Origin of the sequence: Mesorhizobium sp. M4B.F.Ca.ET.089.01.1.1 (assembly GCF_004022605.1) — a bacterium.
In the GTDB taxonomy this organism is placed as follows: domain Bacteria; phylum Pseudomonadota; class Alphaproteobacteria; order Rhizobiales; family Rhizobiaceae; genus Mesorhizobium; species Mesorhizobium abyssinicae.
In genome coordinates, this window is the sequence record NZ_RZOS01000124.1 from 1 (window position 1) to 13,826 (window position 13,826).

A 13,826-nucleotide genomic window follows, 5' to 3' on the forward strand; every position below is an offset into this window, starting at 1 on the left:
CCTGCGCCCATCCGGCGATCGAGGCCAGCGTGCGCGCGCCGCTGATCCTGCAGACCATCCTTGGCTTCGACGCGGCGACCATCGCTTCGGCCTTCCTGGTCTCGCCGGCGACGATGGGCCAGCGCCTGGTGCGCGCCAAGACGCGCATCCGCGAGATCGGCATTCCGTTCCGGGTGCCGGAGCGGGCCGAGCTCGGCGAGCGGCTGGGCGCGGTGCTGGAGGCGATCTACGCCGCCTTCGCCGAAGGCTGGACCGATCCTGCCGGCACCGAGACGCGGCGCCGCAACCTCGCCACCGAGGGCATCTGGCTCGGCCGGCTGGTGGCCTCACTGATGCCGGACGAGCCGGAGGCGGTGGGGCTGTTGGCGCTGATGCTGTTCGCCGAAGCGCGGCGGGCGGCGCGGCGCAGCCCGGACGGAGACTTCGTGCCGCTTGCCGAGCAGGACACCGCGCTCTGGGACGACACGCTGATCGACGAGGCGGAAGACCTGCTCGAACGTGCCGCCGCCAAGGAGATCATCGGCCGCTACCAGCTGGAGGCGGCCGTGCAATCGGCCCACACGGCGCGGCGGCGCGGCGGCCGCACCGACTGGGCAGCGATCCGCCAGCTTTACGACGCGCTGCTGGCCCTCGCCGGCTCGCCTGTCGTGGCGATCAACCGCGCCGTGGCGATCGCCGAGGATGAGGGCGCGGCGGCCGGGTTGGCGGCGCTGTACGTGCTGGGTGACGACAAGCGGCTGGATGACTATCAGCCCTATTGGGCTGCCCGCGCCGGCCTGCTGGCGAGGCTCGGCACGACCGGATTGGCGGCCGAGGCTTACGACCGCGCGATCGGCCTCGAACGCGACCCGGCCGTGCGCCGCTTCCTGCAGGAAAAGCGGGCGAAGCTCACGATGCTCTAATCAAGCACGACCACGGCCTCCACCTCGAACAGCATGGGGTCGATCGCCAGCTTGGGAACGGGAACCAGCGTCTGCGCCGGCAGCGCCTTGCCGAACATGTCCTTGACGTTGCTGGTCAGCACCTCGAGCTTGGACATGTCGTGATCGACCACGAAGACCGTGAGCTTGGCGACCTGATCGGGTTTCGCGCCAATCCCCTCCAGCGCGGCGCGCAGGTTCGCATAGGCCTGTTTCACCTGGACGGCGAAGTCCGGCGACAAGGCGCCCGTGCTGTCCTGGCCGCCCTGCCCGGAAATGTAGGCGACCCGTGCTCCCCGGGGCATGATCACCGCCGTGCTGTAGCCATTCGGCGACGGGTCGTGGAGGTTTCGCGGATTGACGATGGCCAGCTTGCGATCGTCCTCGTTCGCTGCCGTCGCAGCGGGAACTCCGATGGTCATGATGATTAGCCCTCCGATGAGCAGGTGCTTGATTGAGCGTGGCATGAGTTTCTCTTGGCTCCGCGGGCTGCGAGCAACGCACCCACGATCGCAATTCGGTTCATCGCCGCACGCGACTCGTACGGCGTGCGAGTCATCCTATGGTACGATGTACGAGTCAACCGCGCGGCATCGACATTCCTGACGTTGCCTGCCAGAATCGCGGCTCGACACGCGAGGAAGATGAATGGCAGCCAAACGCGGCGGCGCCCGAAGCAACCGGTCTCAGCGGCCAGGTCAGCCGCCCCGGCCCGCGGGCGAACCGCCTCTGTCCCGGCAACGTATCGTGGCCACTGCGGTGGAGTTGCTGGACGCGCAAGGGATCGACGGATTGACGATGCGTCGGCTGGCCGATCACCTCGGCTCGGGCGTGATGAGCCTGTATTGGCACGTCGACAGCAAGGAGGATGTCTTCGATCTGGCGCTCGACGCGGTGCTCGAATATCGCGGATCGCCGCAAGAACCTCAGTCCGAAGACTGGCGCGGCGAGATCGTTCACATACTCGAGGACTGGCGCGCCAGCATGCTCAGCCATTCCTGGTCGGCATCGCTGTTGCCGCGCCGGGCGCTTGGCCCGAACATCCTCAGTCGGCTGGAACTGCTGGGCAAGGCATTGTCCAGGGCCGGCGTGGCGGACGCGGACATCAACGCCGCGATATGGTCGCTCTGGAACTATGTGATGGGCGCCACCATCACCCGGGCGAGCTTCGACCTGTCGGACGACGACAGGGCCGCCGCGCAGCAGCGCCTCACCCGTCTCAGTGAGCGCTACGCGACAATCGAACGCTCCCGGCTGCTGTTGGACGACGACTGGGATGGCGCTTTCCGCAAAGGCCTCGGTTTCCTGCTCGACGGCCTCGCGCCAGGATAAACGTCCCGCTCACCACATCGCGTGGGCGGCATTCAGTTTGCGGATCAGGTCATGATCGCGCAGCCTGGCCCAAAGGCGCTCGATATCGGTCCAGGCGGCGGCGACCTTGCCGATCTCGGGATGCCAGGCCGCCAGCATGACCAGGTAGACGTCGGCCAGCGACAGCCGCTCGCCGACCAGCCAGTCGCGGCCGGCGAGGGCCTTATCGAGGATGGCAAAGCCGCGATCCATCTCGGCCAGCGCGGCCTGCTTCACCGCCTCCACGCCGTCCGGCGCCGCGGTGTAGCGATGGGCATAATAGAAACGCAGCCCCGCCGGGTAGAGGACCGACGACATGAAGGCCATCCAGCGCAGGAAGTCGGCGCGGGCGGGTGAGCCCGCCGCCGGCGCCAGTCCGGCTTCCGGATGGCGCTCGGCGAGCAGGATGCAGATCGCCGCCGACTCGGTGATCGAACGGCCGTCCGGCAAGGTCAGCACCGGCACCTGGTTCAACGGGCTGATGTCGAGGAAGGCCTGGTCGGGCGGGTCCTTCTTCGGCACGTCGACCTGGTCGAACGGCGCGCCCGCCAGGGCAAGGGCCGCCTCGACGACGAAGCCGCCGCTGCCGGGGCGCGTGTAAAGTCTGTACATGAATCCTCCCAATGGCCGCGCGGGCCGCGGGAGATTTGCACCGGAAGACGCGCGGCGCTCAAGCGCCAGGCTGACGCCACACGGGTTTTTTCAGCGGTCCAGCGTCCCGCGAGGGTCGGTCGAGGCTGCTTAAGCCCCCAGCCCGTCGAACAGGATCGTCGACAGGTAGCGCTCGGCGAAGGACGGGATGACGACGACGAGGGTCTTGCCCTTGTTCTCCGGCCGCGAGCCGACGACGATCGCCGCCTGGAGTGCTGCGCCCGACGAGATGCCGACCGGCACGCCTTCGAGGCGGGCGACGAGCCGCGCATTGGCGACCGAATCCTCGTTGGAGACCCTGACGATCTCGTCATAGATCGTGGTGTCGAGGATCTTCGGCGCGAAGCCGGCGCCGATGCCCTGGATCTTGTGCGGGCCGGGCTGGCCGCCGGACAGCACCGGCGAAGCCTCCGGCTCGACGGCGACGACGTGCAGCGAAGGCTTGCGCTTCTTCAGCACCTGGCCGACGCCGGTGATGGTGCCGCCGGTGCCGATGCCGGAGACGAAGATGTCGACCTCGCCCTGGGTGTCGTTCCAGATCTCCTCGGCCGTGGTGCGGCGGTGGATCTCCGGGTTGGCCGGATTCTCGAACTGCTGCGGAATGATGGCGTCGGGCAAGGTGGCGGCAAGCTCATCGGCCTTGGCGATGGCGCCCTTCATGCCCTTGGGACCTTCGGTCAGCACCAGTTCGGCGCCGAGCAGCGCCAGCATCTTGCGCCGCTCGACCGACATCGTCTCCGGCATGGTCAGGATCAGCTTGTAGCCCTTGGCGGCGGCGGCGAAGGCGAGCGCAATGCCGGTGTTGCCGGAGGTCGGCTCGATCAGCGTCGTCCTGCCGGGGGCGATCCTGCCGGAGGCTTCCAGCGCCTCGATCATGGCAACGCCGATACGGTCCTTGACCGAGGCGATCGGGTTGAAGAATTCGAGCTTGGCCAGGAGATTGGCGACTACGCCCTTCTCCTTGGCGAACTTGTCGAGCCGCACCAGGGGCGTGTCGCCGATCGTCTCGGTGATCGAATTGAAGACGCGGCCGCGGCCGGGCACGCGCGCGGAGGTGACGGGCTTGTTCATTGTTTCGCTCCCAGGTCAGGCAGGCAATTGCATCAAGCGACAGAATAGGGCTTTCAGCCGCGCAAGATAGGCTGCCGGCCGAAAATATCCGAGTGGGGCGCGTGCTGAAAACGCTGCCGCCCCGGAAAAGCATTTTCCGGATCGGCCCGTTTCCGGAATGCTTTCCCCGAAATGGCGACCGGTTGAGATTGCAGCCTATTGACGGGCGGCGATGGCGGCCGCCGCGCCAACCATGAAACCGGCGGCGGTGCGGTTCAGCGCCTTCAGCGCGCGCGGCGACTTGAGGAACCAGCGCGCCTTGGCGGCCAGCGCCAGATAGGGCACCAGCACCACCAGCAGGACGAGGACGGTGAGCGTGACCAGGATGCCGTAGTCGGCGAGCGTCACCGCCTTCAGGTCGACGATGGTCGGCGTGATGGCGATATAGAAGATCATCGTCTTCGGATTGCCGAGCGTCACCGTCAGGCCGGCCAGGAAGGAGGCGGCGAGCCCGCCCTTGCCCTTGCGCGCCTCGACAGTCTCCGGCGTGATGCCGCTGGTCCAGAAGCGCCAGCCGAGGAAAGCGAGATAGGCGACACCCGCCCATTTGATGGCAAGAAAAACCATGCCGAAGGTCTGCGCGACGAAGGCGAGGCCGAGCATGACGGCGGTGAGGTAGGTGAGGTCGCCGAGGATCAGGCCGAACGACATCGCCAGCGACGAGCGGAAGCCGGAACCCAGCGCCCGCGCCACAAGCGCGGTGACGCCGGGACCCGGAATGGCGGCGGCGATGCCGAGAGCTGCACTGTAGGCGAGGAATCCGGTGAGCGTCATGGATAAGGTTCCAGATCGGAGGGTCTTATCGCATGGAACAGGCGAGGGTTGAATTCCCTCACGGTCGGAATCCATTGCACCAGACCATCGTGGTCTTCGCCTTACAAGGCTAACTGACGGCCCGAGGCTTGATTGCCACGTCGTTCCCCCAATCCGTCGCGGCTACGCCGCGCCACCTTTCCCCCCTCCGGAGGGAAAGGAAGGGAGCCTTGCTTGGCGAGCGTTGACTGCAAAAAAGCTTGGCGCCTTTCCTCTCCCCCGTCGATCGGGGGAGAGGTGGCTCGGCGAAGCCGAGACGGAGTGGGGGTCGACCAGCGTAAGGTTTCTCAGGACCGGCCGTCGCCGTAAGTAACACGCCAGATGGTGCCGTTGCCGTCCTCGGTCAGGATCAGCGCACCGTCCTTGGCGACGGTGACGCCGACCGGCCGGCCCCAGACGTCGTCGTCGGAGATGACGAAGCCGGTGGCGAAATCCTCATACTCGCCGGTCGCCTTGCCGTCCTTGAATTTCAGCCGCACCACCTTGTAGCCGGTGCGCACGCCGCGATTCCAGGAGCCGTGCAAAGCGACGAAAGCATCGCCCCTGTAGTCGGCCGGGAAGCTGCCGCCCTCATAGAAGGCGATGTTGAGCGGCGCCGAATGCGCCTGCAGCAGCACGTCGGGAACGGTGACCTTGCCGGCAAGATCGGGGCGCGCGCCCACGTGGCGCGGGTCCTCGTTGTCGCCGATATAGTACCAGGGCCAGCCGTAGAAGCCGCCCTGCCTGACCGTCGTCGCGTATTCGAACGGCACGTTGTCGCCGAGCTCGTCGCGCTCGTTGACCACGCACCAGAGCGCGCCCGTCTGCGGCTGCACGGTCATGCCGGAGCAGTTGCGCAAGCCGGTGGCGAAGCTGCGCCGGTTGTTCCCGTCCGGATCGAAGGCCAGCACGTCGGCGCGGCCTTCCTCCGGGCCCCAGGTGGCGCCGAGCGGCGCCGACGTCGCCCATTGCTCGAGCCCGCCTTCCGGCTCGGCGCCCATGTCCTCGGCGACGTTGGAGCCCGATCCGACCGACAGATAGAGCGTCTTGCCATCAGGCGAAAAGGCGATGTCGCGCGTCCAGTGATGGTTCGCGGGGATGTCCGGGACGATGGTTTCCGGCTTGCCTTCGGCCTTCAGGTCGCCGTCGCGATAGGCGAAGCGCACGACGCTGTTGCTGTTGGCGACATAGACCCATTGCGGCTTGTCGCCCGGCGGATAGAAGGCGATGCCGTAGGGCCGGGTCAGGCCGGTGGCAAAGATCGCCTCCTGCGCCGGGCTGGCGCTGCCTTCGGCGAGGCGATAGACGCGGATCTGGCTGGCCTTGCTGTCGGCGACGAACAGGTCGCCATTGGGCGCCGCGCGCACGACCCGCGGATTGTCGATGCCCGACGCGACGAGTTCGATGGAAAAGCCTGAGGGCACGAGCGGCCTGGCGCCTTCCGGCCGATCCGCCAGGCCGGCGCCGTTCGACGCGGAGCGGCTGACATAGGGCTTTTGCAGATCATCCGGCCTGATCAGCCGGCGCACGCCAGGCCTGTCGGCCTTCCAGTCGCCGAAGGCCTTCTTGCCAGTCAGCACCGGCTCGCCGGCCTGCTGGGCAGAGGCCGTCGTTACAAGCAGCAAGGCGGCAGCCGCAAGACCGGCAAATCGGATCATCCTGGCCTCCAGGGGTTTCGGCCCCGACCGCGGCGCCGTCGCGAATGGTGAACGGGCGGATGCGGCGGTCGTTCCGCCTGGGACACCAGGCACACGCCGATTTGAGGGATGGTTTCAGCTGCCTTCGGCGTAGAAATCATCGTCCAGGCGCTTTTCCAGCTCGACCAGATCGGCCGGCAGCGGCAGGCCCATGGCGCGCAATTCCTGCAGCTTCTCGCGCAGCTGCTCCTGAATCTCGTGCTGGTCCTCGGGCTGGTTGACCATTTCCTCGAGCAGCAGGCTGATCTGGGCCTTGAGCGATTCCAGCGCCATTCTTTTGCTCCCTTGCTGCTTGTGCCTTCCAGGGTGTGTTGAGATCCAGGTCAGGCCGGTCTCACCCGGATATCGCACACCTTACCGCAACATGCGCGAAATCAGCTGCGCGGTATAGTCGACCATCGGCACGATGCGGGCGTAGTTCAGCCGCGTCGGGCCGATGACGCCGAGCGCGCCGACGACGCGGGCATCCTTGTCGCGATAGGGCGCCACCACCAGCGACGAGCCCGACAGCGAAAACAGCTTGTTTTCCGAGCCGATGAAGATGCGCACGCCCGGCCCTTCCTCGGCGAGGTCGAGCAGCTGGATCAGCCCGTCCTGCGTCTCCAGATCCTCGAACAGATGCCGCAGCAACTCGATGTCGGCCTGGGCGGTGACGTTTTCGAGCAGATTGGCGCGGCCGCGCACGATGAGGCGCGCCGGCAGGCCGCTTTCCGCACCGGCCCAGACGGCGAGACCCTTTTCGACCAGGTCCTGCGACAGCGTGTCGAGGGCCGCCCTGGTCTCGTCCTTGATGCGGGCGATCTCGACGCGCGCCTCGGCCAGCGTGCGGCCGCGGATATGGGCGTTGAGGAAGTTGGACGCCTCGTGCAGCTGCGAGACGGTGGTGCCGGCGGGCAGGTCGACGACGCGGTTCTCGACATCGCCGTTCTGCGACACCAGCACGGCCAGCGCCTTGGTCGGCTCGAGCTGGATGAATTCGATGTGCTTCAGCGCCACCTCGTTCTTGGCGGCGAGCACCAGGCCGGCGCCGCGCGACATGCCCGACAGCATCTGGCTGGCCTCGGTCAGCATGTGTTCCAGCGACGCGCCGGAGCCGGAGGCGCGCACCTGCGCCTCGATGATGCGGCGCTCGTCGTCGGAGAGGTCGCCGAGCTCCATGAAGGCGTCGACGAAGAAGCGCAGGCCGGTCTGCGTCGGCAGGCGGCCGGCCGAGATGTGCGGCGCGTAGATCAGGCCGAGATGCTCGAGGTCGCTCATCACGTTGCGGATGGTGGCGGGCGACAGCGAGGAGGGCAGGATGCGCGACAGGCTGCGCGAACCGACGGGCTCGCCATCCCTGAGATAGGATTCAACGATGCGCCTGAAGATGTCGCGCGAGCGCATATCGAGCGATTGAAGCACGGGCGACTGCGATGCCGGATCGACTGCCTTGGTCATTCGGGCCAAAAACCTCCGGTTCAAATATAGACTTAGCCGGTGCCCGCGCAACCCGGTCCATTTTCCTTTGCGCCATGCGCCGCATGCGTCTACAAGCCGGCCACGAATCCTTAAAAACCAGAGACAAGAGGCCTCGATGCGCCCCTCCAAACGCCAATCCGACGAAATGCGCGCCATCTCCTTCGAGCGCGGCGTCTCCAAGCACGCCGAAGGCTCGTGCCTGGTGAAGTTCGGCGACACGCATGTTCTGTGCACGGCCAGCCTGGAGGAAAAGGTGCCGGCCTGGATGCGCAATTCCGGCAAGGGCTGGGTGACGGCCGAATACGGCATGCTGCCGCGCTCGACCGGCGAGCGCATGCGGCGCGAGGCCTCCGCCGGCAAGCAGGGCGGCCGCACGCTCGAGATCCAGCGGCTCATCGGCCGTTCCTTGCGCGCCGTGGTCGACCTGCAGGCGCTGGGCGAGCAGCAGATCACCGTCGACTGCGACGTCATCCAGGCCGATGGCGGCACCCGCACCGCCTCGATCACCGGCGGCTGGGTGGCGCTCCATGACTGCCTGCGCTGGATGGAAGCCCGCCAGATGGCCAGCGTTTCCAAGGTGCTGAAGGACCACGTCGCGGCGATCTCGTGCGGCATCCATGACGGCCAGCCGGTCATCGATCTCGACTATCTCGAGGATTCCTCGGCCGGCACCGACGCCAATTTCGTCATGACCGGCAAGGGCGGCATCGTCGAGATCCAGGGTACTGCCGAGGGCGAGCCGTTCTCGGAGGACCAGTTCGCGGCGCTGATGAACCTGGCCAAGAAGGGAATTTCGCGCCTGGTGAGTTTGCAGCAGATGGCGGTGGCGTAGGTTTTCGAATGCCGAGCCTGGGCCCCCCTCTCTGGCCTGCCGGCCATCTCCCCCTCAAGGGGGGAGATTGGAAGCTTCCACGCCGGCCCCCATCTGGCTACGCCGGTGATTGGCTGAGGCAATCGATACAGCCAATCTCCCCCCTTGAGGGGGAGATGCCCGGCAGGGCAGAGAGGGGGGCTTCGTGATACCCTCCGCGATCCTTGAATCGGCGCTCTACGTCACAGACTTGCATGGCGCCGAAGCCTTCTATTCCGACATCCTCGGCCTCGAACTGATCGCCAGGGTCGAAGGCCGCCATGTCTTCTTCCGCTGCGGGACCGGCGTGCTGCTGCTGTTCAACGCCGAGGCGACCAAAATCCCGCCGGCGCCGGACGCCAGGCTGAAGGTGCCGGCGCATGGCACGGTGGGCGAGGGCCATCTCTGCTTTGCCGCCAGCGCCGACGAGATCGCCGGCTGGCGCGAGCACCTCGCGGCACGGAACATCGCCATCGAAAGCGACTTCGAATGGCCGCAAGGCGGGCGCTCGATCTACTTTCGCGACCCCTCGGGCAATTCGATCGAATTCGCCGAGCCAAGGATCTGGGGCCTGTGATGCATTCTTTGAACGGACACAAGATCGTCGTCGCCAGCCACAATGAGGGCAAGCTGCGCGAGTTCGCCGACCTGATGGCGCCGTTCGGCTTCGAGGCGAAATCGGCCAAGGAATACGGCCTGCCCGAGCCGGACGAGACCGGCACGACGTTCGAGGAGAACGCCTACATCAAGGCATATGCCGCGGCCAAGGCCACCGGCCTGCCGGCACTGTCCGACGATTCCGGCCTCTGCGTCGACGCGCTCGACGGCGCGCCCGGCGTCTACACCGCCAACTGGGCCGAGACGCCCGACGGCAGCCGCGACTTCGGCATGGCCATGCAGCGCACGGAAGTGGCGCTGCAGGAGGTCGGCGCGGCCGAAGCTGCGCAGCGCACGGGCCGTTTCGTCGCGGTCATCTGTCTGGCGTTTCCCGACGGCGAGGCCGAATATTATCGCGGTGAGGCTGAAGGCACGCTGGTGTGGCCGCCGCGCGGCACGCTCGGCTTCGGCTACGATCCGGTGTTCCTGCCCAATGGGTTCGAAAAGACCTTCGGCGAGATGAGCGCCGAGCAAAAACACGGCTGGAAGCCGGGCCAGCCGACGGCGCTGTCGCACCGCGCCCGCGCCTTCCAGAAATTCGCGCGCGCCAGGTTGGGATCGGCCTGAGATGCTGCTCGACCGCAGCCCCGGCTTCGGCGTCTACATCCACTGGCCGTTCTGCGCGGCCAAGTGCCCCTATTGCGACTTCAACAGCCATGTCCGCCATCAGCCGGTCGACCAGGAGCGTTTTGCGCGCGCGTTCGCCACGGAGCTGGCGACCATGCGCGCCCGCACCGGACCGCGCGAGGTGACCAGCATCTTCCTCGGCGGCGGCACGCCGTCGCTGATGAAGCCGGAGACGGTGGCCTCCGTGCTGGATGCGGTGGCGAGGAACTGGACGGTGCCTGATGGCATCGAGGTGACGCTGGAGGCCAACCCGTCCTCGGTCGAGGCCGAGCGCTTCCGCGGCTATCGCGCCGCCGGCGTCAACCGCGTGTCGCTCGGCGTACAGGCGCTGAACGACAAGGACCTGCGCTTCCTCGGCCGGCTGCACAATGTCGAGGAGGCGCTGCATGCCATCGGGCTCGCGCGCGAGATCTTTCCGCGCCTCTCCTTCGACCTGATCTATGCGCGGCCCGACCAGACGCCGGAGGCTTGGCGAGCCGAGCTCGAGCAGGCCATCGGCCATGCCGCCGACCATCTGTCGCTCTACCAGCTCACCATCGAGGAAGGCACGCCGTTCCACGCGCTGCACGCGGCGAAGAAGTTCACCATTCCCGACAACGACCATGCCGCCGATCTCTACGCGCTGACGCAAGAGGTGACCGCCGCGCATGGGCTGCCGGCCTACGAGATTTCCAACCACGCCAGGCCTGGCGCGGAAAGCCGGCACAATTTGACCTACTGGCGCTACGGCGAATATGTCGGCGTCGGCCCCGGCGCGCATGGCCGTTTCGTCGAGAACGGGCGCCGCACGGTCACCATCGCCGAGAGGATGCCGGAAACCTGGGCAAATCTGGTCGAGGCCAAGGGCCATGGCGTCACCGGCGGCGAGATTTTGACGCGTTCCGAGGAAGCCGACGAGTTCCTGTTGATGGGGCTGCGGCTGGCCGAAGGCATCGATCTTGCGCGCTACGAGGCGTTTTCCGGACGCGGCCTGTCAAGCGCGCGACTGGCGGTGCTGCAGGAAGAGGGGCTTGTCGCGCCGGTCGGCAATTCCCGGCTGCGCGCCACGACGGCCGGCATGATCGTGCTCGATGCCGTGGTGGCGGACCTGGCGCGCTGAGCATGATCCCGAAAAGTGGAAGCCGGTTTTCGGACAAGATCATGCTTGAGTAAAAGCCCTTGAAGAACATCCTCTTCGTATGCAGCCAGAACCGCTTGCGCAGCCCGACGGCCGAGCAGGTGTTTTCCAAACGAAGGGATATCGAGGTCGCCTCGGCCGGCACCAATCACGATGCCGACAATCCGCTGACGCATGAGCTGGTCGCCTGGGCCGACATCATCTTCGTGATGGAAAAGGCGCACCGCGCCAAGCTGCAGAAGAAATTCAAGGCGAGCCTGAAGCGGGCAAGGGTCATCTGCCTCGACATTCCGGACAATTACGAGTTCATGGACCCGGAGCTGGTGCGGCTGCTCGAGGCTAAGGTGCCGCGATATCTGTAAAGAAGCGGTGTGCCAGCGCTGATGGCGCAGCCAATCTCCAAGCCCTGCCGATTGCGCTTCTGGTGGTGCGCGTTTCGCGGTATCCGGTTAACGCAATTGCGGACAGAAAACCGACAAGGCCACCCGAAATGAACCTGACCGCTTCTTCCTGGCAATTCTGGGCGCTGCTGTCGGCGGCTTTCGCGGCGCTGACGGCGATTTTCGCCAAGGTCGGCATCGAGACCATCAATTCCGATTTTGCCACCTTGATCCGCACCGCCATCATCCTGGGTCGTGCTCGCGGCCATTCTCGCCGCCAGCGGCCAGTTCCAGCCGTTGGCATCGATCTCCGGAAAAACGTGGCTGTTCCTCGGTCTTTCCGGATTGGCTACCGGCGCCTCGTGGCTCTGCTATTTCCGCGCGCTGAAAATCGGCAACGCGGCGCAGGTGGCGCCGATCGACAAACTAAGCGTCGTGCTTGTGGCGGTGTTTGGCGCGGTCTTTCTCGGCGAGCGCCTCTCCGGAGCGAACTGGCTTGGCGTCGGCCTTATCGCGGCGGGGGCGGTGCTGGTCGCCTATCGGGGCTAGCGGCACGCCTTCGCGGCTGTTCCTGGTTTCGAGACGGGTGATGAAAATATCGAAGCGATTGGGCATCGTCCGGTCAGTGCTCCGTCGTGCTATCGGTTGCGGCCTTGAGCCTGGTCTTCGGCCGGCGGCGCAAACGCCGCTTGCCGGCCTCGGTTTTACCGGCGGCGTCATCGGCGCTGGCCGGCAGGCACTTGTCCCTTCGCATGGCGAAACGCTTGCGGCCCGCATAATAGGGCTCGAAAACGTCCTGAATCTTCAGGCTATCCATCCTGTGCCTCCCCGAGACTCACACATGCGAGACTCACGGATAAAATTCGCCGGTGACGGTTTCGTTCCGCACTATGGCAAAGGCATGGCGGGCGACATTACTTCGTCGTCACGTTTTGCAACCGGGCATCAGCCGTGCCAAACAGGCTGCATGGAGGACCAAGGGTGACCGGCGACAAACGCAGCTATGTGATCGGGCAGACCGAGATCGCGGCGCGGCCGCTCGCGCCGGCGCTCTATCTGGTGGCGACGCCGATCGGCAACCTCGCCGACATCACGCTGCGCGCGCTGGAGACGCTGGCCGCCGCCGACATCGTCGCCTGCGAGGACACGCGCGTGTCGCGCGTGCTGCTGGAGCGCTACGGCATCCGCCGCCGCACCACCGCCTATCACGATCACAATGCACCCGAGGCCGGACCGAAGCTGATCGCGGCGCTCGAGGCCGGGCAGAGCGTGGCGCTGATCTCGGACGCCGGGACGCCGCTGGTCTCCGATCCCGGCTACCGGCTGGTCGGCGAGGCGCTCGACCGTGGCATCCGCGTCGTGCCGATCCCCGGCCCGTCGGCGGCGCTGGCGGCGCTGACCGCGTCCGGCCTGCCTTCCGACGCCTTTCTTTTCGCCGGGTTCCTGCCGGTGAAGACCGGCCAGCGGTTGACGAAACTTGAGAGCTTCAGGCAGGTGCCGGCGACGCTGATCTTCTTCGAGTCGCCCAGGCGGCTGGCCGAGACGCTTGCGGCGATGGCCGAGGCGCTGGGCGGCACACGCCGGGCGGCGATCGGCCGCGAGCTGACCAAGGCCTTCGAGGAGACGCGGACCGGCACGCTGCGGGCTCTTGCCGAGCACTATGCGGCGGCCGACACGCCCAAGGGCGAGATCGTCATCTGCGTCGGTCCCGCCGAGGCCAAGGCCGACGAACCTGAAGACATCGACCGGCTGCTGTTGTCGCTCGCCGCCGAAATGCCGGCCTCCAAGGCGGCAGCGGAAGCGGCGAAGATGACCGGCGGCCAGAAGCAGGCGCTCTACCGGCGGCTGCTCGAGCTCAGGGACACCTCGGCAGAGGGCAGCGGTGGCTGAGCGCCCGGCCGCCAGCCGCCTGAAAGCCTATCGGCGCGGCCATCGCGGTGAATGGCTGGCGGCGCTGGCGCTGATGCTGAAAGGCTACCGGATCCTGGCGCGGCGCCACCGCACAAGGTTCGGCGAGATCGACCTGATCGCCAGGCGCGGCGACCTGGTGCTGTTCGTCGAGGTCAAGGCGCGGCGCACGCTGATGGAAGCGATGGAGGCGATCGCCTACGAATCGGAGCGCCGCATCGAGAGCGCCGCCGACCTCTGGCTGTCGCGCCAGCCCGACTATGGCAGACTGTCGGCGCGCTTCGACATGGTGGCCGTGCTGCCCTGGCG

18 protein-coding genes and 1 pseudogene are annotated in these 13,826 nt (G+C 66.7%); 10 read left to right on the forward strand and 9 right to left on the reverse strand.

Annotated features, from left to right (window positions below; all coding sequences use genetic code 11):
* Positions 1–902: DUF6596 domain-containing protein (locus EN780_RS14255; RefSeq protein WP_128274388.1), on the forward strand; the 902-nt coding region annotated here is incomplete at its 5' end.
* On the opposite strand, the gene EN780_RS14260 is transcribed toward EN780_RS14255, so the two are convergent.
* Positions 899–1,387, reverse strand: coding sequence for a RidA family protein (locus tag EN780_RS14260; RefSeq protein ID WP_127393832.1), 489 nt, complete (start codon positions 1,385–1,387; stop codon positions 899–901). The genes EN780_RS14255 and EN780_RS14260 overlap by 4 nt on opposite strands.
* A 181-nt stretch (positions 1,388–1,568) precedes the next feature.
* Between EN780_RS14260 and EN780_RS14265 the strand changes: the two genes are divergently transcribed.
* Entirely contained in the window at positions 1,569–2,252 is a 684-nt protein-coding gene (locus tag EN780_RS14265; protein ID WP_127393833.1) for a TetR/AcrR family transcriptional regulator C-terminal domain-containing protein, read from the forward strand.
* A 9-nt stretch (positions 2,253–2,261) separates the two neighbouring features.
* Here EN780_RS14265 and EN780_RS14270 read toward each other — a convergent pair whose 3' ends face one another.
* The 6 genes from EN780_RS14270 to hrcA form a co-directional block, all read right to left on the reverse strand.
* Positions 2,262–2,882, reverse strand: a complete 621-nt coding sequence (locus EN780_RS14270; protein ID WP_127393834.1) for a glutathione S-transferase family protein — start codon at positions 2,880–2,882, stop codon at positions 2,262–2,264.
* 129 nt (positions 2,883–3,011) lie between these two features.
* Positions 3,012–3,992, reverse strand: a complete 981-nt coding sequence (gene cysK / locus EN780_RS14275; protein WP_128274390.1) for a cysteine synthase A — start codon at positions 3,990–3,992, stop codon at positions 3,012–3,014.
* A gap of 195 nt (positions 3,993–4,187) precedes the next feature.
* Positions 4,188–4,805, reverse strand: a complete 618-nt coding sequence (locus tag EN780_RS14280) for a LysE family translocator (protein WP_128274392.1) — start codon at positions 4,803–4,805, stop codon at positions 4,188–4,190.
* Positions 4,806–5,131: 326 nt separating this feature from the next.
* Entirely contained in the window at positions 5,132–6,481 is a 1,350-nt protein-coding gene (locus EN780_RS14285; protein WP_128274394.1) for a sorbosone dehydrogenase family protein, read from the reverse strand.
* Between the two features lie 114 nt (positions 6,482–6,595).
* On the reverse strand, positions 6,596–6,793 hold the full coding sequence (locus EN780_RS14290) for a hypothetical protein (protein ID WP_127284856.1): 198 nt from the start codon (positions 6,791–6,793) through the stop codon (positions 6,596–6,598).
* A gap of 81 nt (positions 6,794–6,874) precedes the next feature.
* Positions 6,875–7,957, reverse strand: coding sequence for a heat-inducible transcriptional repressor HrcA (gene hrcA, locus EN780_RS14295; protein WP_127284855.1), 1,083 nt, complete (start codon positions 7,955–7,957; stop codon positions 6,875–6,877).
* A gap of 136 nt (positions 7,958–8,093) precedes the next feature.
* On the opposite strand from hrcA, the gene rph reads away from it, so the two are divergent.
* The 5 genes from rph (at position 8,094) to EN780_RS14325 (ending at position 11,591) form a co-directional block, all read left to right on the forward strand.
* On the forward strand, positions 8,094–8,810 hold the full coding sequence (gene rph, locus EN780_RS14300) for a ribonuclease PH (protein ID WP_127284854.1): 717 nt from the start codon (positions 8,094–8,096) through the stop codon (positions 8,808–8,810).
* 184 nt (positions 8,811–8,994) lie between these two features.
* Positions 8,995–9,405: a VOC family protein gene (locus EN780_RS14310; RefSeq protein ID WP_127284853.1), complete on the forward strand. Its 411-nt coding sequence runs from the start codon at positions 8,995–8,997 to the stop codon at positions 9,403–9,405.
* Positions 9,405–10,052, forward strand: coding sequence for an RdgB/HAM1 family non-canonical purine NTP pyrophosphatase (gene rdgB / locus EN780_RS14315; protein WP_127284852.1), 648 nt, complete (start codon positions 9,405–9,407; stop codon positions 10,050–10,052). Before EN780_RS14310 ends, rdgB begins: the two co-directional genes overlap by 1 nt.
* Before the next feature lies 1 nt (position 10,053).
* Positions 10,054–11,211: a radical SAM family heme chaperone HemW gene (gene hemW, locus EN780_RS14320; protein WP_127284851.1), complete on the forward strand. Its 1,158-nt coding sequence runs from the start codon at positions 10,054–10,056 to the stop codon at positions 11,209–11,211.
* Between the two features lie 59 nt (positions 11,212–11,270).
* Entirely contained in the window at positions 11,271–11,591 is a 321-nt protein-coding gene (locus tag EN780_RS14325; protein ID WP_127284850.1) for a low molecular weight protein tyrosine phosphatase family protein, read from the forward strand.
* On the opposite strand, the gene EN780_RS40640 is transcribed toward EN780_RS14325, so the two are convergent.
* Complete coding sequence (locus EN780_RS40640) at positions 11,569–11,847, reverse strand: hypothetical protein (RefSeq protein WP_245493244.1); 279 nt, start codon at positions 11,845–11,847, stop codon at positions 11,569–11,571. The genes EN780_RS14325 and EN780_RS40640 overlap by 23 nt on opposite strands.
* Between EN780_RS40640 and EN780_RS14330 the strand changes: the two are divergent.
* A pseudogene (locus tag EN780_RS14330) lies at positions 11,789–12,158 on the forward strand (EamA family transporter). The gene EN780_RS40640 and the pseudogene EN780_RS14330 overlap by 59 nt on opposite strands.
* Before the next feature lie 73 nt (positions 12,159–12,231).
* Here the strand turns inward: EN780_RS14330 and EN780_RS14335 are convergent.
* Entirely contained in the window at positions 12,232–12,426 is a 195-nt protein-coding gene (locus tag EN780_RS14335) for a hypothetical protein (RefSeq protein ID WP_127393228.1), read from the reverse strand.
* A gap of 164 nt (positions 12,427–12,590) precedes the next feature.
* Here EN780_RS14335 and rsmI point away from each other — a divergent pair, with 164 nt between their 5' ends.
* Positions 12,591–13,499, forward strand: coding sequence for a 16S rRNA (cytidine(1402)-2'-O)-methyltransferase (rsmI, locus tag EN780_RS14340; RefSeq protein ID WP_127284847.1), 909 nt, complete (start codon positions 12,591–12,593; stop codon positions 13,497–13,499).
* The coding region (locus EN780_RS14345) for a YraN family protein (RefSeq protein WP_128274396.1) at positions 13,492–13,826 on the forward strand (335 nt) is incomplete at its 3' end. The genes rsmI and EN780_RS14345, both read left to right, overlap by 8 nt.

Bases quoted from the DNA above. Each gene is read 5' to 3' on its own strand.
- EN780_RS14260 (WP_127393832.1), bottom strand. From the start codon at position 1,387: ATGCCACGCTCAATCAAGCACCTGCTCATCGGAGGGCTAATCATCATG.
- EN780_RS14265 (WP_127393833.1), top strand. From the start codon at position 1,569: ATGGCAGCCAAACGCGGCGGCGCCCGAAGCAACCGGTCTCAGCGGCCA.
- EN780_RS14270 (WP_127393834.1), bottom strand. From the start codon at position 2,882: ATGTACAGACTTTACACGCGCCCCGGCAGCGGCGGCTTCGTCGTCGAG.
- cysK (WP_128274390.1), bottom strand. From the start codon at position 3,992: ATGAACAAGCCCGTCACCTCCGCGCGCGTGCCCGGCCGCGGCCGCGTC.
- EN780_RS14280 (WP_128274392.1), bottom strand. From the start codon at position 4,805: ATGACGCTCACCGGATTCCTCGCCTACAGTGCAGCTCTCGGCATCGCC.
- EN780_RS14285 (WP_128274394.1), bottom strand. From the start codon at position 6,481: ATGATCCGATTTGCCGGTCTTGCGGCTGCCGCCTTGCTGCTTGTAACG.
- EN780_RS14290 (WP_127284856.1), bottom strand. From the start codon at position 6,793: ATGGCGCTGGAATCGCTCAAGGCCCAGATCAGCCTGCTGCTCGAGGAA.
- hrcA (WP_127284855.1), bottom strand. From the start codon at position 7,957: ATGACCAAGGCAGTCGATCCGGCATCGCAGTCGCCCGTGCTTCAATCG.
- rph (WP_127284854.1), top strand. From the start codon at position 8,094: ATGCGCCCCTCCAAACGCCAATCCGACGAAATGCGCGCCATCTCCTTC.
- rdgB (WP_127284852.1), top strand. From the start codon at position 9,405: ATGCATTCTTTGAACGGACACAAGATCGTCGTCGCCAGCCACAATGAG.
- hemW (WP_127284851.1), top strand. From the start codon at position 10,054: ATGCTGCTCGACCGCAGCCCCGGCTTCGGCGTCTACATCCACTGGCCG.
- EN780_RS14335 (WP_127393228.1), bottom strand. From the start codon at position 12,426: ATGGATAGCCTGAAGATTCAGGACGTTTTCGAGCCCTATTATGCGGGC.